Source organism: Rhizobium sp. R711 (assembly GCF_002211365.1).
In the GTDB taxonomy this organism is placed as follows: domain Bacteria; phylum Pseudomonadota; class Alphaproteobacteria; order Rhizobiales; family Rhizobiaceae; genus Rhizobium.
Genome location: NZ_LOKZ01000007.1, coordinates 64,221 through 83,914, shown reverse-complemented (window position 1 = coordinate 83,914; position 19,694 = coordinate 64,221). Strand labels below are relative to the sequence as shown.

At 60.6% G+C, this 19,694-nt stretch carries 22 protein-coding genes; 13 read left to right on the top strand and 9 right to left on the bottom strand.

Annotated features, from left to right (window positions below; translation table 11 throughout):
• Positions 1 to 25: 25 nt before the first annotated feature.
• The 8 genes from ATY80_RS10985 (at position 26) to ATY80_RS10950 (ending at position 7,720) form a co-directional block, all read left to right on the top strand.
• The gene (locus tag ATY80_RS10985) at positions 26 to 352 is read left to right on the top strand and encodes a (2Fe-2S)-binding protein (protein WP_348626632.1); all 327 of its coding nucleotides are present in this window, start codon (positions 26 to 28) and stop codon (positions 350 to 352) included.
• A complete protein-coding gene (locus tag ATY80_RS10980; RefSeq protein ID WP_088692453.1) occupies positions 352 to 1,722 on the top strand; it encodes an NAD(P)/FAD-dependent oxidoreductase in 1,371 nt (456 codons plus the stop codon). The genes ATY80_RS10985 and ATY80_RS10980 overlap by 1 nt, the downstream gene beginning before the upstream one ends.
• Positions 1,719 to 2,855, top strand: coding sequence for an FAD-binding oxidoreductase (locus ATY80_RS10975; protein ID WP_088692452.1), 1,137 nt, complete (start codon positions 1,719 to 1,721; stop codon positions 2,853 to 2,855). Before ATY80_RS10980 ends, ATY80_RS10975 begins: the two co-directional genes overlap by 4 nt.
• A 29-nt stretch (positions 2,856 to 2,884) precedes the next feature.
• The gene (locus tag ATY80_RS10970) at positions 2,885 to 3,766 is read left to right on the top strand and encodes a transporter substrate-binding domain-containing protein (RefSeq protein ID WP_088692451.1); all 882 of its coding nucleotides are present in this window, start codon (positions 2,885 to 2,887) and stop codon (positions 3,764 to 3,766) included.
• Positions 3,767 to 3,823: 57 nt separating this feature from the next.
• Positions 3,824 to 4,600 (top strand): amino acid ABC transporter ATP-binding protein, encoded by a 777-nt coding sequence (locus ATY80_RS10965; RefSeq protein WP_088692450.1) that lies wholly within the window; start codon positions 3,824 to 3,826, stop codon positions 4,598 to 4,600.
• Positions 4,593 to 5,243 (top strand): amino acid ABC transporter permease, encoded by a 651-nt coding sequence (locus tag ATY80_RS10960; RefSeq protein WP_088692449.1) that lies wholly within the window; start codon positions 4,593 to 4,595, stop codon positions 5,241 to 5,243. Before ATY80_RS10965 ends, ATY80_RS10960 begins: the two co-directional genes overlap by 8 nt.
• Positions 5,240 to 5,962, top strand: coding sequence for an amino acid ABC transporter permease (locus tag ATY80_RS10955; RefSeq protein ID WP_088692448.1), 723 nt, complete (start codon positions 5,240 to 5,242; stop codon positions 5,960 to 5,962). The genes ATY80_RS10960 and ATY80_RS10955 overlap by 4 nt, the downstream gene beginning before the upstream one ends.
• A 63-nt stretch (positions 5,963 to 6,025) precedes the next feature.
• Positions 6,026 to 7,720: a dihydroxyacetone kinase family protein gene (locus ATY80_RS10950; RefSeq protein ID WP_088692512.1), complete on the top strand. Its 1,695-nt coding sequence runs from the start codon at positions 6,026 to 6,028 to the stop codon at positions 7,718 to 7,720.
• A gap of 437 nt (positions 7,721 to 8,157) precedes the next feature.
• On the opposite strand, the gene ATY80_RS10940 is transcribed toward ATY80_RS10950, so the two are convergent.
• The gene (locus tag ATY80_RS10940) at positions 8,158 to 8,439 is read right to left on the bottom strand and encodes a DUF982 domain-containing protein (RefSeq protein WP_088692446.1); all 282 of its coding nucleotides are present in this window, start codon (positions 8,437 to 8,439) and stop codon (positions 8,158 to 8,160) included.
• Between the two features lie 283 nt (positions 8,440 to 8,722).
• Here ATY80_RS10940 and ATY80_RS10935 point away from each other — a divergent pair, with 283 nt between their 5' ends.
• From ATY80_RS10935 to ATY80_RS10925, 3 genes are all read left to right on the top strand, one after another.
• Positions 8,723 to 8,998, top strand: a complete 276-nt coding sequence (locus tag ATY80_RS10935) for a BON domain-containing protein (RefSeq protein WP_088692445.1) — start codon at positions 8,723 to 8,725, stop codon at positions 8,996 to 8,998.
• Between the two features lie 124 nt (positions 8,999 to 9,122).
• A complete protein-coding gene (locus ATY80_RS10930) occupies positions 9,123 to 9,518 on the top strand; it encodes a DUF1236 domain-containing protein (protein ID WP_088692444.1) in 396 nt (131 codons plus the stop codon).
• Positions 9,519 to 9,612: 94 nt separating this feature from the next.
• A complete protein-coding gene (locus tag ATY80_RS10925) occupies positions 9,613 to 10,425 on the top strand; it encodes a DUF1236 domain-containing protein (RefSeq protein ID WP_088692443.1) in 813 nt (270 codons plus the stop codon).
• Positions 10,426 to 10,659: 234 nt separating this feature from the next.
• Here the strand turns inward: ATY80_RS10925 and ATY80_RS10920 are convergent, their stop codons facing one another.
• The 5 genes from ATY80_RS10920 to alr form a co-directional block, all read right to left on the bottom strand.
• Positions 10,660 to 10,947, bottom strand: a complete 288-nt coding sequence (locus tag ATY80_RS10920) for a hypothetical protein (protein ID WP_141105552.1) — start codon at positions 10,945 to 10,947, stop codon at positions 10,660 to 10,662.
• On the bottom strand, positions 10,913 to 11,167 hold the full coding sequence (locus ATY80_RS10915) for a hypothetical protein (RefSeq protein ID WP_088692441.1): 255 nt from the start codon (positions 11,165 to 11,167) through the stop codon (positions 10,913 to 10,915). The genes ATY80_RS10920 and ATY80_RS10915 overlap by 35 nt, the downstream gene beginning before the upstream one ends.
• Positions 11,168 to 11,599: 432 nt before the next feature.
• Positions 11,600 to 12,451: a TIGR01459 family HAD-type hydrolase gene (locus tag ATY80_RS10910; protein WP_088692440.1), complete on the bottom strand. Its 852-nt coding sequence runs from the start codon at positions 12,449 to 12,451 to the stop codon at positions 11,600 to 11,602.
• Complete coding sequence (locus tag ATY80_RS10905) at positions 12,441 to 13,211, bottom strand: DMT family transporter (RefSeq protein WP_245306811.1); 771 nt, start codon at positions 13,209 to 13,211, stop codon at positions 12,441 to 12,443. Before ATY80_RS10905 ends, ATY80_RS10910 begins: the two co-directional genes overlap by 11 nt.
• 91 nt (positions 13,212 to 13,302) lie before the next feature.
• Entirely contained in the window at positions 13,303 to 14,388 is a 1,086-nt protein-coding gene (gene alr, locus ATY80_RS10900) for an alanine racemase (protein WP_088692439.1), read from the bottom strand.
• A gap of 134 nt (positions 14,389 to 14,522) precedes the next feature.
• On the opposite strand from alr, the gene ATY80_RS10895 reads away from it, so the two are divergent.
• Positions 14,523 to 15,686 carry a hypothetical protein gene (locus ATY80_RS10895; protein WP_088692438.1) on the top strand — a complete coding sequence of 388 codons (1,164 nt, stop codon included), beginning with the start codon at positions 14,523 to 14,525 and terminating at the stop codon, positions 15,684 to 15,686.
• Positions 15,687 to 15,693: 7 nt separating this feature from the next.
• Here ATY80_RS10895 and ATY80_RS10890 read toward each other — a convergent pair whose 3' ends face one another.
• The gene (locus ATY80_RS10890) at positions 15,694 to 16,710 is read right to left on the bottom strand and encodes a C45 family peptidase (RefSeq protein WP_088692511.1); all 1,017 of its coding nucleotides are present in this window, start codon (positions 16,708 to 16,710) and stop codon (positions 15,694 to 15,696) included.
• Positions 16,711 to 16,993: 283 nt separating this feature from the next.
• On the opposite strand from ATY80_RS10890, the gene ATY80_RS10885 reads away from it, so the two are divergent.
• Complete coding sequence (locus tag ATY80_RS10885) at positions 16,994 to 17,947, top strand: C45 family autoproteolytic acyltransferase/hydolase (RefSeq protein ID WP_088692510.1); 954 nt, start codon at positions 16,994 to 16,996, stop codon at positions 17,945 to 17,947.
• A gap of 131 nt (positions 17,948 to 18,078) precedes the next feature.
• Here ATY80_RS10885 and ATY80_RS10880 read toward each other — a convergent pair whose 3' ends face one another.
• Positions 18,079 to 18,366, bottom strand: a complete 288-nt coding sequence (locus ATY80_RS10880) for a DUF982 domain-containing protein (protein WP_088692437.1) — start codon at positions 18,364 to 18,366, stop codon at positions 18,079 to 18,081.
• Positions 18,367 to 18,730: 364 nt separating this feature from the next.
• A complete protein-coding gene (locus tag ATY80_RS10875) occupies positions 18,731 to 19,693 on the bottom strand; it encodes an asparaginase domain-containing protein (protein ID WP_088692436.1) in 963 nt (320 codons plus the stop codon).
• Between the last annotated feature and the right edge of the window lies 1 nt (position 19,694).

Sequence of the window (19,694 nt, the reverse complement as noted above, 5' to 3'; positions counted from 1 at the left end):
TGGACATCTAGCCTGTCAACATCAAATGCGGGTGGAGGACTGGAAGATGCTGGATAAGGCGCGCACTTGCCCTGAAAGGCTTGCGGACGCAGGCGGTGCGACAATAAGGATCACGGTCGATGATCAATCCTATACCGCACGGCAGGGCGAGACCGTCCTTACGGCGATCAGGATGGGAGCAGGCCACGCGCGCAACTTCGAGTTTCTTTCCGAAAGGCGCGGCGGCTTCTGTCTGATGGGCGCCTGTCAGGATTGTTGGCTATGGCGCAAAGATGGACGGCGTCTGCGAAGCTGCACAAGCCGCGTCGAACCAGGCATGGACCTCTTAACGACTGCGCCGGAGGCCGTGTGATGGACACGACCGTTGCCATTATCGGCGCCGGACCAGCAGGCATTGCGGCTGCGGCCACCCTCGCGCAGGCCGGATTACGGCCGGTCGTCATCGACGAGGCGCTCCAACCGGGCGGACAGATCTTCCGCCAGCCACGGCCAGAACTCATGAGATCCGACGACAGGCTCTACGGCTTCGATGCACAAAGGGCGGTCGAACTGCGCGAGACCTTCGCTGTCCTCGCACCGAAGATCGACTATCGATCCGAGACCCAGGTCTGGAACGCTTGCGAAGGCAGGCTGCATCTGCTCGGAACAGACGGGCCCTTTATCCAGGCCTGGTCCCATCTGATCCTTGCGACCGGCGCCATGGACCGTATCCTGCCGCTGAAAGGCTGGACCGCCTTGGGTGTCTACAGCCTCGGAGGCGCACAGATCGCGCTCAAGGCCGAAGCATCCTTGATTGCCCGGCGCGTGGTCTTTGCCGGCACCGGCCCGCTCCTCTATCTCGTCGCCTACCAGTATGCAAAGGCGGGCGCGACGGTTGTTGCGGTTCTCGAAACCGGCAATCCCTTCCACCATCCGACGCTTCTGCCTGCGCTCGCCTCGGGCGGCACCGCCTTTGCAAGAGGGCTGTTCTACATGGCCGCGCTTCGAACGAGAGGCGTTCCGTTATTGACAGGCGTCCAATTGCTCGAGGTCCTGCGCGACACCGATGATCACGTAACAGGTATCGCCTATCATTGGCGGGGCCGGGTCCGGATTGCCACCTGCGATGGCCTCGCATTGGGACATGGGCTAAAGGCGGAGACCCAGATCGCCGATCTGCTCGGGCTCGACTTCGCCTTTGATCCTGTTCAGCGGCAATGGTTGCCCCGCGCCGATTGCGACGGCCGCTCCTCGATGGCAAGCGTCTACCTTGCCGGTGATGGGCTGTCGATCCGCGGCAGCGAAATTGCCGAGGCCAGCGGACGGATTGCCGCGGCAGCACTGCTTGGTGACACCGGTCGTGGCGGGCCGATCGAGATTGGCCGTGACCGGCGCATGGTCGCAAAAACCGCGCGTTTTCGAAAGGCCCTGGATAAGGCCTTCGCTTTCCCGCATCAGGTCGCTGCCGCGCTTCCGGACGAGGTGCTCGTCTGCCGCTGCGAAGGCGTGACCGCGGGAACGATCCGCCACGCAGTTGCGGCTTCAGGCGAGTCCGAGATCAATCGCATCAAGGCCTTCTGCAGGGTAGGCATGGGGCGTTGCCAGGGACGGGTCTGCGGCACGTCCGCTGCCGAGCTCATTGCCGCCTCGGCTGGCGTCAGCATCGAGACCGTTGGCCGCCTGCGCGGACAGGCCCCTATCAAGCCGGTGGCGCTTGCCGACCTTTTGCGAGGCAAGCCATGACCGGGAGTTTCGACATCGCAATCATTGGGGGCGGACTGGCCGGCTGTTCGACGGCTCTCCATGCCCGGCTCAAGGGTGCCTCCGTGGTGCTGGTCGAGCGCGGTCGATGTGGCGCTCAGGCAAGCGGCGTCAATTATGGAGGTGTCCGCCAACAGGGGCGTCATCCAGCCGAGCTTGCCCTTGCGCGCAGGAGCCGCACGATCTGGGGCGGCCTGAAGGGCCTGATCGGAACGGATTGCGAATTTACCGCCACCGGCCATCTGAAGCTTGCGCGCGACGATGACGACATGGCCGAACTGGTTGCGCATCATTTGCTCCTTGGTACACACGGCATCCAAACGGTTGTTCTCGGTCCAGACGATCTCAAGGTCAGGTTTCCCTATCTTTCGCGCCATTATGCGGGCGGCTCCTTTTGCGCCGAGGACGGTCAGGCCAATCCGCGGCTCGTCGCACCAGCCTTTGCGCGCGCTGCCCGTGCGCTCGGAGCTGACATCCGCGAGGGGTCCCGGGTGATCGGCGCCGAACCTTGCAAGGGCGGATTTTCCATCCGGCTCGACAACGATCCCACCGTGCTCACAGCCCGTCGCCTGGTCAACACGGCCGGTGCCTGGGGTGCGGCGATCGCCGCCCAGTTCGGCGACCATGTCGATGAGACAGTGATGGCGCCGAATATGTGTGTAACCGAGCCAATCGCTCCCCTGATCGGACCCAATCTCGGTATCTGTGGCGGCGGCATCTACATCCGCCAGGCGGCCCATGGAAGCGTCATCTTCGGCGCCGGCCTCGGCATTGCCGATCAAGAGCGCCTGCGCGCGCGGCCGCTTGCAGAAATCACCATCGAGGCTGCCGCAGCTGCCGTCGCCATGGTGCCACAGCTCAAGAACGTCCTGCTCTTGCGAAGCTGGACGGGCATTGAGGGACGGATGCCAGACGGGTTGCCGATCGTCGGACCAAGTCCCACGGTCGAAGGCCTCTTTCACGCCTTCGGCTTTTCCGGCCATGGGTTCCAACTCGGGCCAGCGGTCGGCGCCGTACTCGCCGAGCTCAGTCTCGACGGCCATTCACCGACATCCATATCCGGCCTCGCCATGACCCGGTTCATTCGGGCTCCGGCGGCGGCGGTCCAATCCTGACAGACACACATCAACGAAAGGGAACAGACATGCGACATCCGCTTCATCAATTTCTCGGCGGCGCTCTGGCGCTTGCAACAGGGCTTGCATCGGGTCCGGCTGCGGCCATCGATCCGTCCTACCATCTGAGCGAACAGAATGTGCTTTCGGTCGCCATCACCGGTGACATGCCGGGCCTGGTGGCCCGCGACGGCAAACTTGCCGGCTATGACGGTGACATCCTTCAGATCGCCGCCGACAAGCTCGGCCTGGCGATCAAGCCGGTGCCGATGGAGTGGTCGGGTGCGATCGCTGCCGTGCAGACCGGCCGCGTCGACATTATCGGCGGCAACGTTGCCTGGACAAAACAGCGTGCCGATACGCTCTCGATGACGGATCCGACCGGATATTTTCAAAACGGCATCACCTCGAAGAAGGCCTCTGGATGGCACACACTCAAGGATCTTGAAAACCGCAAGGTTGGCTCAATGACGGGCTTCTCGTTCCTGCCGGAGCTTCGAAGGGTACCTGGTCTGGAGCTCTCGCTCTACGACAGCACGGACGCGGCCCTTCGCGATCTGCTGGCCGGTCGCATCGAGGCGCTGGTGGGCGACCCACCGGTCATCGATTACGCCCTGTCGAAGAACCCCGACTGGGGCCTCGTCAATCTGGCCTTTACCGACAACAACCCTGATTTTCCACTGCTGACCGGTCTCGGCCGCCAGTATGTTTTTGGGCTTTCCAAGGAGAATGCCGCTCTTGCCGCTGATCTCAGCACCGCAATTCGTGCCCTCTGGACCTCATGTGAAGTCAAGGCAATCGGCAAACGCTACGGCAACATCAGCGAGGCGAACTATACGCCGTCGGCGGAAAACTTTCGCGTCGGTGCCGATCGCGCCCCCGACTGGACGCCGCCTTCCTGCGGCAAATAGCAAGAGTGGCGGCCGGGCGACCGGCCGCATCCACAACTCGAACACAGGAGGGGCGCCATGGCCGCCGACACTCTTCTGGAGGTCGCCAATCTCGGCAAAACCTTCGGTCACCTGACAGTCCTCAAGAATGTCTCGTTCAAGCTTGACCGCGGCGAGCGCGTCGCTCTGATCGGTCCGAGCGGCTCGGGCAAATCGACGTGTCTTAGAGCCATCAACTATCTCGAGCCGCCGACTGCAGGCGAGATCTGCCTCGAAGGGCAGTTGATCGGCCGCAGGCCGAACGGCCAGCCGATGACCGATCGGGAGATGGCGCCGCAGCGCGCGGAAATCGGGATGGTCTTCCAGCATTTCCATCTCTGGCCGCATCTTTCCGTTCGCGCCAATGTGGCACTGCAGCCGCACAAGGTCAGGGGAATGAACCGCGGCGATGCGGAAATGCTTGCAGGCGAACTGCTCGGCAAGGTTCATCTGGCGCACAAGGCCGGGGAGATGCCGCAGCGGCTCTCCGGTGGCCAGCAGCAGCGCGTGGCGATCGCCCGCGCCTTGGCGCAGCAGCCAAAGGTCCTGTTGTTCGACGAACCGACCTCGGCGCTCGATCCCGAGCTCGTCGGCGAAGTGCTTACCGTCATCAAGGAGTTGGCAGCCGAAGGCCGGGCGATGGTTCTCGTCACGCACGAGATTGCCTTTGCGCGCGAGGTTGCCGATCGCATCATTTTCATGGACGGCGGCCAAATCATCGAGGATGGCCCCGCAAAGGCGGTGCTGGATCAGCCGCAGTCAGCGCGCCTGAAGCAGTTCCTCGCAAGCCTCAAGCTCGGGGGAACTGATGCGTGACGCACTTTTAGAACCGATCGCTGAGGCATTGTTGACCGGAGCCCTGGTCACCATCCAGGTCACCGCAGGCGCCCTCGCCGTTGCGCTCGCCATTGGCATGGCGCTCGCCACCGCCGCCGTCTTGACCAACAACCGCATGCTCCAGACGAGCATCCGCATCTATGTCGAAGCGCTGCGCAATGTGCCCAGCCTGACGTTTCTATTCCTTCTCTATTTCGGCCTTGCGTCGCTTGGAATTCGGCTACCGTCGATGCTGGCGGCCATCGTCGGGCTCGGCCTGATTGGCGGTGCGATTACCCTCGACATCTTTCGCTCGGGCTTTCGATCCGTTCCCGCCGGCCAGAACGAGGCGGCCGCATCGATCGGGCTGACGCCCTTAGTCGCCTTCCGACTGATCGTGTTTCCGCAGGGGTTGAGACTGGCGCTGCCCTCGCTTGGCAATTACGCGGTGGCTCTTGTGAAGGACACGTCCCTTGTCGCCGCAATCGCTGCACCGGAGATCATGTTCAACGCTCGCCAGCTCGTCAACGAGACCTTTGAAACAGCCCTCATTTATGGAAGTGCCGCCCTCGTCTACCTGGTTCTGACTGGCGCCGTTGCGCAGTTCACGTCCCTGGTCGAGCGCCGGCTGGAGACCCGATGATGTTCGTCGAAACCGTTGCAGACAATATTGCTGACTGGATGCCGCGACTGCTGGTTGGCCTGCGATCGACGTTTGCGCTGACGGCGGGCGGATTTTGCCTTGCCACCTTGCTGGCGCTGCTGATCGAATATCTGCGCAGTCGCCGCCATGCCGCGCTCAGGCTCATTGCGCGCCTTTATATCGCATTTGCGCGCGGCGTGCCGGTTCTGGTGATCCTTTATCTCCTCTATTTCGCCTTGCCAGGCGCAGGCATCACCTTGTCGGCGCTTTCTGCCGGCACAATCGGCCTTGCCGCCGTCTACGGCGCCTATCTCGCAGAAGTGTTCCGCGCCGGTCTCGGCGCCATCCCCGCCGGCCAGCGCGAGGCGGCACTGGCCGGCGGCATGACACCGTTCCAGACATTCCGACTCGTGCTTCTGCCGCAGGCGGTCCGGCATACGATTGCGCCCCTGATGATCAACCTGGTCGCCCTGCTGAAGGACAGTTCCATCTGCGCCCTCATCGCGGTTCCGGAACTGACGCTGGTCTCGCGCGAGATCATGTCGGAGAGCTTCATGCCGCTCTCCGTCTTCGCGCTGACCGCCGTGCTTTATTTTGGCCTCGCCTGGCCGGCCTCGCTCCTTGCCCGCACTCTCGAGCAGCGCCTTCATCGGCCGCAGGCCCAGTCTGATGGCGACCGCAGCAAGGGTCCTGCTGTTGAAGCGGCGGCCTTGGGGTGACTGGAACACTGTTTGCCGCACAGCCGTGCGGTCTGTTATCCTTGAATTGTCATGGGAGCGAAGATGAAAAAACTGATCAACCGGCCAGAAGATGTCGTCAGGGAAATGCTGGAGGGCGTCGTTGCCCTGTCACCGGCCACCGCACTCCTGAGAGAGGAAAACATCGTCATTCAGGCGGGACTGCCTGAAGCTTCTTCGCGCCAGGTGGCGCTGATTTCCGGTGGCGGCAGCGGCCACGAGCCGGCACATGCCGGCTATGTGGGCCCCGGCATGCTGACAGCGGCCGTGGCAGGCGACGTGTTCACCTCGCCAAGCGCCGATGCCGTTCTCGCCGCGATCCGGGCGGTTGGCGGACCGGCCGGCGTTCTTCTCATTGTCAAGAACTACACGGGCGACAGGTTAAACTTCGGGCTCGCCGCCGAGATGGCCCGTGCTGAAGGGATAGCTGTCGAGATTGTCGTCGTGGCGGACGATACGGCGCTTCGTGACACGGTTCCGGCCGAACGCCGCCGTGGTATCGCCGGGACGGTTCTGGTCCACAAGCTCGCCGGTGCTGCCGCCGCCGAGGGTCTTCCACTTGGCCGTGTCGCAGCAATCGCCAGGTCTGCTGCGGAGCGGATCTCCTCCATGGGCGTTTCGCTTGGATCCTGTACGCTTCCCTCCGTCGGCAGGCCGGGCTTCACACTTTCGGAGAATGAAATCGAAATCGGCCTCGGCATTCACGGTGAACCGGGCGTGCGTCGGATGGCCCATGCTTCGGCCGACACATTGGTCGATCTCGTTATCGACACCATCATTGCCGACGGAAAAATCAAGCGGGGAGACGATGTCGCGCTGCTCGTTAATGGCCTTGGGTCGACGCCGCCCCTGGAGCTCGCCATCCTGGCGCGCGCCGCGCTGGCACGGCTGGAGCAAGATGGCATGACGGTCGTCCGTGCCTTTGCCGGGACGTTCCTTTCCGCCCTCGACATGCCTGGGTTTTCGCTGTCGGTTTTTCCGGTCACCGAAGATGACCTGGTGCGCCTTGATCGCCCGGTCGAAACGCTCGCCTGGCCAGGGGGAGGCAGAGTCAACAAAGTTGGTGCGACGGTCAGCATCTCCTCAGATTCCATGCTCGTTGGTGACGGTCGGGCCGCCATTGTTACGCAATCGGGACAGCGATTGCGTCACCTGTTCGAATGCATCGCCACGGCTCTTATCAACGCAGAGGACGAGTTGGCGCGGCTGGACAGCATCTCCGGCGACGGCGATCTTGGGGCCAGCATGCGTCGCGGCGCCGACGCTTTGCTGTCCCTGCCCGATGCTGCGTTTTCAAGCGTTGCCCAAGGGCTCCTGGAAGCTGGCGAACGGGTCAGGAAAGCGATCGCCGGAAGTTCGGGGCCGTTCTACGCCACTGCACTTATGCGCGCCGCACGGCACTTGTCGGGGATTGACGAGCCGACCGCCGCCGACATTGCAGCCGCATTTTTGCATGCCGTTCAGGCGATCATGGATCTTGGTGGGGCGCGTCCCGGGGATCGGACCATGGTCGACGCATTGGAGCCGGCTGCCCGGACGCTCAGCGATCAACTCGGTTCGAAGATAGGATTCACCACCGCTTGGCGCAAAGCCGTGGAGGCCGCCGAAGACGGAATGAGGCGGACGAGTGACATGCATCCGAGACTCGGACGCGCGAGCTATCTCGGGGAGCGCGCAATCGGCAATCCTGACGCCGGCGCAGTCGCCGCCGTCATATGGCTAAGAGCCACGATTGACTAGTTCCGGGGCCAAGGTGACGAAAGTTCAGTCTTGATCCTCCTCGTCTGTGCGCGCGTCACCAAAGGGGCGTCGCCATTGGCGGCGTCCTTTCGAGCAGATGTCTGGTCGTATAGAAAAGATGGCAGCTACGGGCCTTTGGTCCTCTTAGCGATATCAGGCGCACGCTTGGGCTGATGTCGGCGGGCGCGACCAGAGGAACGACGCGAATGCCATCTTTGCATTCTTTGAAGGGAGCCGCATGCAAGGCGACTGCAGATTTGACCTGCGGCAGAGCCTTCATTTGATCGTCTTGACCGGGTTCTGCGACAACGCTCCGGACTGCCTCGGGATTGCCGACAGGCTCAGACGCTTCAAGATTGGCCCGGCAGAATTCCTCTGTCCTCTTTGATGTGATCAAGACGAGCCGACCGATATCGGACCTGCCCAGAGCAATCTCGTCAGCGAACGACGGCAATGACGGGAATTCCGGCTTCTTCGGCAGCGCGAATAAGGGCGGCCCGTGCCGCCTTGGCCGGGATATGACCGTGAATGGCATCCAGGCATGTTTTCACGGCAGCCACGTATTCCTCGCCGTCGTCTGTCGGCCAGGCGATGATAAGCGCCTCGGCGACTTCGCGCAGTGATGTGACCAGCCTGTGCTTTTCTTGACCGCTCATGACAAGCATCAGTGGAGCGAAATCCTCGCTTCTGTGCCAATCCATTACACTGACCTTTTGCATGGCTAATAATCCTTTAACCCTGCAAGAAGCGTTCCGATCCGCAGCCAAGCTCATACGCTCGACCTCGATCGACAAACATCGCGCTTGATCGGGGGGCCTGGCAGGCGTTGCAAACGGTCAGGATCTCCCCAATGTCCTCTCGACAAGAATGCAAGCATCTAAGTCAGATGACAACGGCGAAAAGTCGGACCTAAGTCTGACTGGCGAGTTTAAGCTTCGCTGCGCATATTAGCTTTAGGTGAAATACATGAGGTTTCGTGGAGGGGCGAAACAGGAGGAAAGCATGAAATTCGGCTCTGACAACTACAGCCATGAAGAGTGCTGTTCACAAGGCCATAGTTCGGCGTCGACGATTGCGACAATCGAAGCAGCGCTGTCGGCTGATCCCGATATCGACAGCAGCGCCATCACGGTCAGGATGCTTGGCCCTGTCGTCCTGCTCGAAGGGTTCATAACAGACGCCGCAGACCGCGAAAAAGCCATCTCGCTTGCCGCGATGATCGTCGGCCCTCAGAACGTCCAGGACCGGATGCTTAGACGATTCCCCACGCAGGATTGAACGATAGAGAGCTTCGGACCAAGGTCCGATATGGCGACGGACTGAAGTCCCGGCTCTGGAACAGTTCCTTCATTCAGCGGTTCGACCTTCCAGCGGAACCAAACCGCGCCTAGGAGGAAAACCAATGGATATCAAAGCAGTAGGAATTGCAGCCGTTCTCCTGTTGGCATCGACATCTGCCTTTGCCCAGTCGTCTACGGTAACAGGTGCGGCAGGTGGTGCCGCAACAGGTGCGGTCGTCGGTGGCCCGGCCGGTGCTGCCGTCGGTGGCATCGTCGGCGGTGTGGCAGGCAGTCTCCTGGAGCCGCCACCGCAGCAGGTGGTGACCTACGTACAGCAGGTTCCGGCCCCCAGCGAACGTGTGGTCGTCAAGCAAAAGGTTGTCGTCGGACAGCCGCTGCCTGAGACCGTGGTCGTGACGCCAGTACCCGATGACCCGAAATACGCATACGCAATCGTCAACGACGAGCGCGTGATCGTCGAACCTTCCTCGCGGAAGGTCATCCAGGTCATCCAATAACCAACGGCTAAAGCCGTCTTTTCCAACCATGAGGGCACGCATGCACCCACCAGAATGCGGGAGGTGTGACGTGCCCAAACCTCGGAGATTGATCATGAACACCAATCATCTGACGATGATCCTGGCAGCGCTGTCGCTCACTGTGTCGCCACTGGCAACCCTTCCAGCCAGCGCCCAGCAGAACACGCAAAAGAGCGGCCAGGCCCAAACTGGCTCGCAGTCGGACATGCAATCCGGTTCACAGTCGTCGTCTGGCACCACTGGCAGCGACTGCACCCCGGATGCGTCGGGAGCCTGCCCGCAAGGCAAGGGCCAGTTGAAGCAGAAATCCGATCAGGGGTCCAAGACGCAAAAGAGCGCCAAGCAGCCCTCGAATGACAATGGGACGACGAGCGGAAGCGCCTCCGGCAAGTCTTCGACTGAGACCAAGCCCGGATCGCAGGATGCCTCAGGCGGCACCACGACAGAACAAAAGCCCACCACCAAAGCAGGAACAACCGACAGTAGCGGCACGACGACCTCTGGCAGCACCACGCAGAGCGGTGATGCGACAAAGCAGTCGAACCAAAACTCGTCGACCACCAACACCACTGAAACCAATGTCAAGAACAATACGACGAACGAGCAGACGTCGAGCACCAAGTCCGACGTCAACATCACCGTCGAGCAGCAAACCGAGCTTCGCAAGGTGGTGAAGGAAGTCCATGTCGCGCCGATCAAGGAAACAGACTTCACCGTCTCCGTCGGAACTAAAATCCCGAAAAAGATTCGGCTTCAGCCGCTGCCGCCTCGCATCGTGAAGATCGTCCCGGCGTACGAAGGCTATCGCTTCTTCCTCCTCGCAGATGGCCGGATCGTCATCGTCGATCCCAATACTCTGGCGATTGTCTACATCATCGAGGCCTAGCAGGCGTTTCCCGGCGGCGTCTTTCCACGCCGCCGGGACCGCGAGGGACAATCTGAGGATAGTCAATGATCTACCATGAAGATAAGCCGTCCGGCACCGCCTTTCCCATTATTGTCATTCTGATTGCCATGATTGCGATTGCCGGAACTTTGGCACTGTCATCAGGCCATCAGACATCGACACGGATCTTTGTTCCATCCAGTTCGGCAGGGCCTTGATCCGATCTCGTCATGCTCAACTCAAGGCAGCCGCTTCGAGCGCAGGATTGACCCGGTTGCTATCTTTCCGGCGCGAACGGCTTGGATCCACCCCATGAATGACCATCGCCTGGACGAACGTTGTCGGATACGACGCTTCTCTTTTCCTGCCAAGCGACCCGGCGCCATGGGGAAAATGGCCTTGGTTTTCATCGGCGCACGTGCCGCGCAAATGTTGGCCGTACAAGGCCTTGCAACCCTCATTGCACTCTCCGGCATTCATGACGCGATCATTCTGCGCGGTCTTGAGCTGCAGGCTCGTCAATTGTCAGTATCCCTCGCGCAGCGTCTACCAACGACCTTAGATGATGGAGTTCATGAACCCCCTGTTGATACAGCTCGATGATGATTGCCGCGACCCGCTCGGCTTCATCGGAGGGAAGTGTGACATTATTGGCGCGGCAGTACTCTTCGAGAATAATGTCGCATTTCGCCAGATCTTCTGATGTCAGCGGCTCGTCGTGCCGGTGATATCTCGGCGTCATTTCTCGTTCTCCCTTCTTCGGGTGTGGGCTGCTTTTGAGATGGTTTCAGGTTTTTCCCGATTCAAGAGCCTTCTGGCGCGATGCCGTCATCGAGCGCCGAAAAGCCGGTAAAGAAGAAGCGAGTGGAACCGCCCGACATTCCGCAGCCTTTGCCCTGTTGGGCAGCGAACCAGGTCCACTGAAAACAGCGTTTTAGAGCTTCACCTTGAAACATCGGATATTCGGGCTCTACCTGACGAAAAGCGGCCAAACAGGACCATCGCTGGTTTCGTCAGCCCGTCTCATTTTGCCAAGGCCTACAAGGCGTTTGCGGGCTGCGCGCCACAAGAAGCGCGCAAACGGCAAAGAATGGAGACAGAATGCCGCGGCCCGTTGCGCGAACCCGCCACGACAATGTAGGCGGCAGCGTAGATCGCTTAAAAGCCCGGCGTTTCAGGTCCAAGAGAACCGCTGAAGCAGGAAGTCAGGCACAGCTTTGTGCTTCTCATAGAGAGCCGTCAGCACTTTATGATCAGGCAGGTTGTTCACACATGCTTCTGCCTGGTGGATGCCTGTCATCACAAGCGCCGAGCGGATGCCTGCCCGGTTGGCCCCGGAAATGTCGGTGGCGAGACTGTCGCCGATCGCGATCACTTGCGTTGCCGGCCGATCAAGAACGCTGAGGGCGCTGACATAGGCAGACGGTTCCGGCTTTCCGAAGCGGATCACCTTGCCGCCGATTGCTTCGTATCGTTCGGCAAGAAAACCGGCACAGCGCACCCTTCGCTCGGCAATCAGGACCTCAAGGTCCGGGTTGGCGCAGACCATCGGCAAGCCCTGCTCCTGCGCCTGCTGCAGCAAATCATGGCTCTCCTCAATGTCGCCGGTTGCCAGGATGAAATCGGATTTTCCGCTCTTTGCCACCCGTTTAAACGGCAACCCGTCAAGAAGGCTTTCAAGATCTGGCGGTCCGGCGTGCCAATAGCGCCTGCCGCAAACGGCCGGGATTGCGGTGCGGTTGGCAAGTGCTGAACGCGCCATCTCTCCCGAGGTGATAAGTCCGTGGTAGAGATCTGGCCGAAGACCCATGGCGGAAAGGCGGGATGCGACCGCGCCGGCGCGCCGTGGCGAATTCGACAGCAAGCAGATGCGCATGCCGGCGGCATGCATTTTTTCGAGCGCCTCCAGTACCGGTTGGTAAAGCTCAACACCGTCATGGATGACGCCAAAGATATCGAGGATGACGCCTCGAAAGGACGCGGCTATGTCCTTTATCGCCAGCTCGTGAGACCGTTCAGTCTGCATCGGACCAATCCTCCAGATTGCGGCCGTGCTGCGGCAAGGCCAGATAGACAAGAACGGCTGTCAGGATGATGCCCGCTCCCGCGATCGTTTCGCCGGCCGGCATTTCACCAAAGGCAAGCGAGACCCACAGAGCCGATAGCGGCACTTCGGCAAGCGAGATCAGCGCTGTTTCGCCAGGCGAGAGCCCACGGGACCCGATGGAATAGAAGAGGAGGCCGAGCGTCATCTGCAGAAAGGCAAAGCAGGCAAGGAGAACACCCTGCCCGACCGAAACCTCAAGTGATGGCGCAAGGATTGCGCCGGCAAGCGAGGCAAAGCCGTTGGAAAGCGCCACCAGGAGGAGGCTCGACGTAAGCGATTGCCTGAAAGCAATCGTCATCAATGCCATGAGGGTCGTCATCAGAAGCGCAAGGCCATCTCCAGCAAGCCGCAACCCGGATGATGCCGAACCGAGAAAGATCACGGCAGTACCAATCGCGGCCACTCCGCAAAGACCGGCGGTGGAAAGGGAAATGCGCTCCCCGATCGTCATCCGCGCGAAGAGCAACGTCAGCAATGGCAAGGCGCCATGAATGACCCCGACATTGGCGACAGAGGTTAGCCTGAGCGCCGCAATGAACGAAAGCATCGCGGCCGCCGACATGATGGCCGCAACAAGACCGGATCGATCGAGCGTCATGGAGCCTGGCTCGGGGACGAACAGCATCAGGACTGAGGTAAAGGCAAGAGCAAGAGGCTGCGCCAGAACACGACCGCCCAAACGCCGGCTTCGATCAACCCCATGAACAGGCCTGCCGTGCTGAACAAGGCGGCAGACAGCAGCACATGAAACCGGGCTTGCCGCTGCGCGCTCATGGACAATGTCCGGTCGGTTGGACACTGTATCGACGCGCACATGACGCGCCCGTGCGGATCAGGATCTCCTGCGCCACTGTTGCTGCCTGGCGGGCCATGTCTTCGGGCGGTGCCGTTGCGCTGATGAAATCCACCCAGGACCCGACACGGGCGAGCCTGGCCGGCAGGTCGGTCAGGTCAATCGTGCAATATTCCATCGATACGCGTCCAACGACCGGCACAGACCACCCGCTGACGTAAGCATGCATGCGGTTGGCGACTTGCCAGGCGAGGCCATGCCGGTAGCCGATCGCGACGATACCAAGACAGGTTTTTCGATCTGCGAGGAATGTTCCCATATAGCCGACGCGTTCGCCGCAGTCGATTTGCCGGATGTCGATCAGGCGGGCTCTCAACCTGACGACGGGTTGGAACGGGTTGGGGTCGAGGCCGGTATTGTTGAGCCCATAAAGGGCTGAGCCAATGCGCACCCTCTCGAAATGATAGTCGGCGCCAAGAAAAACTCCCGCCGAGGCAACGAGACTGCGCGGTGTTGATGGCGCGAGCATCTCACACATGCCGACAAAGCGGTCCTTCTGCAGTCGGTTGCGCGCATTGGCTGCGTCGTCGGCGCAGGCAAGATGGCTCATCGCAAGCTTTGGCACCTGCAGCCTTGAGTGGATGAGCAAGCGAAGCTCGTCAAACCTCAGGCCAAGGCGGCCAAAGCCGGTTTCCAGATTGATGGCATAGGGAATAGCCTCCAACGTGGCCGACGCAACCTCCTGGATTGTATTGCAGATCGGTGTGAGGCGCCGTTCCCGGTAAACCGTCAAGCCGGCCTGCCGCAATCCTTCGAAAATGGCAATATCGGCCTGCCTCAGATGGCGGCGAACGCGGAGTGCCTCCTTTATCGTCGCGACGAAGAAACTCCGGCAGCCGGCATCCCACAGCGGCCCGATGACGCGCTCAAGTCCCAACCCATAGGCGTCGCTCTTGACCACGGCACTGACGCCCACCCCCGGCCCCACCAACGACCTGACGGTGGAGAAATTGGTCTGGATCGCCGTCAGGTCGACGGATAGCACGGGTCTATATGACTGCATGAGAAACTACCTATGCGGGTTTCTGATAACTCCAATATTCTTTTGGTTGCAATCTATCGCGAACGGATCCATGATGCAATCATTAGATGCGACAGCAATCTAATATCCGTTATGCGAGCAAAAGGAGATGACAGATGGCACGCGCGGAGCATCGCAAGAAGATCTTGATTATCGGACAAGGCGTCCTTGGCGGGGACGTCCTCGACTTCCTGCTGCAGAGCGGGGCAGATGTCGAGATTGCCATTGGCGCCCGCGATACCGGCAAGGCACTTCATCGTGTCAATCTGGCACGTTACACAGCCATGAACCTCGGTTTCTCGCCGCCCGTCGACATCGTTCCGGTCGATCTCATGAACGTCGAGGCGACAGCCGAATGCCTGTCCAAGGTCAAGCCTGACATTGTCTTTAACGCCACCACCCTGCATAGCTGGTGGGTTATCACCAAGCTCCCACAAGACGCGTTCAAGCGTCTTGATGAGGCGCGCGGCGGTATCTGGACGCCGATGCACCAGGTCCTCATCCGCAGACTGATGAAAGCCGTGCGACTGGCCAATTCCAGCGCCGTTGTCGTCAATGCCTCCTACCCCGATGTGGTCAATGCGTCATTGGCCGCCGAAGGGCTGGCGCCTGCCGTTGGCATCGGCAATATCGCCAATGCAGTTCCCGGCATCCGCCTTGCTGCCGCCTGCATGCTGGCGCTGCCCCCGGCATCGATCGAGATCAGGTTCTTCGCGCATCATTATCTCAGCTATCGGATGCCGAGCACCGGAGGAACAGATGGCGCACCCTACCACTTGAGCGTTTATGCGAATGGACGCGAGGTGCCTTGCGAGGAGATCGATCACACCATGCTCTTTTCTCTGGTTGCCGGACGGTTTCGCCGGGTGAAAGGTCTCGCGGGGCAGTCGGTCACCGCCTCGTCGGCGACCGCCATGCTTCTGGCGCTTGCACATCGGTCGGGAGAGGTCGTCCACGCTCCGGGCCCGTTCGGCCTGGTCGGCGGATATCCGGTCAGAGTGTCAGCTGACGGACTGTTGGTCGATCTTCCGGCCAATCTCAGTCTCGACGAAGCGATCGCTATCAACCGGCAATGCCAGTGCTATGACGGAATCGAAAGCGTCGAGGACGATGGAACGGTCCGCTTTACCGACATGGCTGCCGGCGTTTTACACGAGGTGCTTGGCTATGACCTGCAGTCCTATCCTCCGCAGGAGTGCGAGGCGCGTGCCGAGGAATTGGCGGCACACTTTTCGCAGTTTGCCCGTCGCAACGGAATGCCGGATACAAGCGCAAGCTGACAACATCCTAGACATGGGCCGGATGCAGCACTGTGATGCGGCGGTAGTCTGTCTGGTCCGGGCGACCAATCGCGACCATCGCCTCTCGCCGGCTGCAGTCGAAAATGACCGAGAAAGCGGTGCCGGTCTGTTCGCGCGCGGAGGGCGATTTGCAAATCGCGTCGGGCGCGCCGGTCCGATCGCGCAGCAATGCCGCGACGTCGTCGATATCAGTGAGGACAAACTGTCGCGCGGCGCGAAGACGAGAGCGACTCGACGGATAATGGCGCGCGACCTCTTCCACATCTTCCCACATGGCCGGCTTTGGGAAAAGCGGATGGTTCGTATGAACAATGCTGCGAAAGGCCCGATCGGTCACTCCAGCCGCGGGTCCGACTTCGACCGCCCGCAGGCTGCCCTGTGCGTCACCGAGCAGAAAGCATCGGCCAGACATATGTGGATGTGCGCGCAGAACCCCGATCGCGTCCTCGACGCATGTTTGCGCCAGCATCATGCGCCGGATCACGAGACTCGGCAGACCGTGTTTGGATGTGTCGAGTATGAGATCGTTGTTCACCAGGGCAAGGCCATGCCCATTCATGCCAACCCAGCCAAGGGTGCCTGCCGAAGCTATGGTCACAAGGTGGAGGTCTGCACCCTCATGGATGAAAACCGCCAAATCGCGTTCTCCTCCGACCCGGGCATCCCAGTTCTGGGCAACGACTGCGCCATTGTCCCCTACCAGTCCAGCCGAGGTACATCCGGTCCGACCCTTGGCAAAGTACTCGAAAGCCGAAAGCAGAAAGAGGTCCGAAAGCGGAAGCTCGGTTGCCTCGGCAATGCCGGCAAGTTCGGCAACGAGATCCAAAGTGATGCCGGAAAGCTGATCGATGCAAGCAGCCGCATGGCCCTGCGCCAGGCTCCAGCTTGCATCGTCCGTCGACCGCCGCAGCTCTTTGAAAGCCTCCAGGATCATGCCACGCAATATGGTGCCATGTTGGCGCCCGCGGTCGCTTGGCGATCCGCGCAGTGTAATGATGGGCATTTGATCGTGCATCATGGGACGGCTCGGTAAGGTTTACGCCTTCATATCCATATTGTGGATAACATCTGTGATCCAGTGATTGCCCTCTTGAGTTGTGCGAAACTTCAATGCAGCGTGGCGTTACGCTTGTGTGCCCTGTTCGGTTTCAGTGGCTGCCGCCACGCAAGCAGACCGACCTGTCGTGATCGGTCGGTCATCACGCGCCGGCTCGTCCGTCGATCTCATCGTCACAAAAACGCCACAACTTGCCACGTCGCCGATGCAGTCCCTATACTCGGTCGCCATGGACAAGACCTTCGTAAGCGTGCGGGAAGATCAGCCCGGGAAAGCGTGGCTGCAGCGCTTCCTCGCCGGGCGGGCGGAGGCCGAGGCATGGTATTTCGGCCAGGCCGTGTCGCCGCACCCGACCGCCAGTGAATGCCGCGCCGCCTTGCACCGACATATGCCCGAGTTGATGCCCTTCTATGACAGCGCATGTGCCCTCGTTGGCGATGATGAGGTGGCGCATCGAATGCTGAGCCACTACCGACCTTTGCCCGAGCGTTATGGCTGCAGTCAGGCTGTGTGGTTAGGAAAGGAAGGTCCGGCGCTCGTGCGCAATTTCGATTATCCCCCCAATATCGTGTCGGATCGCTTTGAGATGACCGCCTGGACCAACATGCGGGTGATCTCCAAAGCACAGCGGCCATGGGGAGGTTGCGTGGACGGCATGAATGAGGAAGGACTGGTCGCAAGCGTCACTCTCGGTGGCAGCCACGCTCGGGGCGCCGGCTTCTCGGTCATCCTGGTGATCCGTTACATCCTTGAGACGTGCCATTGCGTCGACCAGGCGGTGGAGGCGCTATGCCGCATACCGCTTGCGCTCGCACAAAACGTTACCGTCCTCGACCGTTCGGGCCACTATGCCACCCTGTTCCTCGGCCCTGGCCAGCGGCCAATCGTTTCGCGCCTGAAGGCATGCACCAACCATCAGCGCACCAACAGGCCTTCATCGTCTTCAATGGCGCGTCAACTTGCAATTCAACAAGCACTGCAGGACCCGACCATGTCGCTATCGCAGCTGATCGACCTGTTTCTCCTGCCGCCGCTATACTCCAGTGGTGGCTCGTCCCCCACGCTCTACACGGCCATCTACCGACCTGCGGAAGGCAAGGTGGATTATGTCTGGCCGGGCAACCGCTGGTCAAAAGGCTTCCTTTATTTCCAGGAAGGCTCGTACACGCACAGCTTTGCATAGTGTTTTTCAGGTCAGCACTGTTTGCAGCAGGAAACAAATCGAGGAACGAACTCTGGGCAGAGCGCGCCGCAGGGCGCTTTCCGGCATCTTGGAAGGTGGCAGTCGAGCAAGACGTCACAATCAAGCGAGGGCTAACTTGCCTTTTTCATATCGGGCATGTCGTCTGGCAGTACATGCATTCCTGCTTCGTGCGCAGCGTCGACAAAGGCAGCTCTTGCCGTTTCGCCGTCGGTGTAGAACTCCAGTGCTTCGACGGAGCGCATCAACGCATGGTGGAACCTTGCGCCGCCCCGATGATGCCACTTGCCACTAAGCAGCATCGCCGCCAGGTGGTCGACGGTTTCTGCCTTGCGATAACGTCCTGTGCCGTCGATCTCGACGTGGAGAGGCCTGATGAAGACGGGAAGATCGGTATTCATGTCGATACCTCTTGACATATGCAAAGGTACTAAAATGCAATGCGATTCCTTTGTCTAGACGAGTAGAAATATTTCGAAATCCCTGGAACAAAGTCCGTCGTCGATCGTTTTTGGCACGTTTGGAGTTTGTTTGTCTAAAGGCCGCCAGTCCTGCCGGTCACTGACACAAAGCTGCGCCGGTCACACGGGTGGCCAAGAAATTCGTTCCGACCAGCTAAGGCTAACACCGCGAAAAAGGGACTCGTAAGACAGCGGTGCGCCTCCGACTGATCATTTGTCGCATGTCGATTACGCGATGAGGTGAAGGCGGGCGACCATGACCATCAGGGCGCCCAGCAGGGTGGACGCCGCGGAAAGCTGGCATTCAAGGCTTCCTGTCGCCGGCGAAATCTGCAAATGCCTGCTCGATCAACTCGGCCGTTGCGCCGGAGGCGACGAGAGTTGCCAACAGGATCCTCGCCTGCCCCGGCCGTAGTGTCGAGGAATGGCTGGCGCCGGCGTCGGCAAGATCGTGACCGCCACCGCCGCCGCCATAGCTTGAAACCAGCAGCCCGTCCGAAACCCGGCTGGAGACCACGACGGGTACACCGACATCCGCACAGCGCCTAACGGCTTCCACCAGCCGCGGATTGGCATTGCCCGAGCCGAGGGCGGCGAGAATGATGCCATCGGCATTGGCCCTCAGGCTCGCATCCATATGCGCAGAGTCACAACCCGGATAGATCGCCACGACGTCGACACGCACGTTGTCCAATGTAGCCGCAAAACGCGGACTTGGCGGATTTTCGAGCGGCCTTGATTGCCGAAAAGCATCGGCCACATCGGAGGAATGCTTGTAGAGCCCCCAGGCAGGCAGCAAGCGACCGCCGAAAGAAATGAGTACGCCGCGACCCGCATTGACCGGATCGCTCGCGGCGGCCACCGCCGCGCCAAGATTGGCAGGCCCGTCAGCCTTGGGATGATCCGCCGTGAATTGCGCGCCCGTGAAGACGACGGGCTTGTTCAATCCGTGCTGCAGATGGACGAGCAAAGCCGTCTCTTCCATCGCGTCCGTACCATGCAGGATGACGACGCCGTTGACGGCTGCATCCGCCAGCAATTCGCCCACCTTCTTGCTGATCTCCTGCATGTCGGCGAGCGTGAGACTTGCCGAGTCCTTCGCCATCAACTCGATGGGTCTGAGATCGACAGGCATATCGGGCAGAAGGCCAAGTAGGCTCTTGCCCGACAATGACGGCGCGCTTGCGCCATTCTCTGCCCGCTCGCTTGCGATGGTGCCGCCGGTGGCAATGACTGCCACCAGCGGATTTATGCCTGTTGCCGTCACG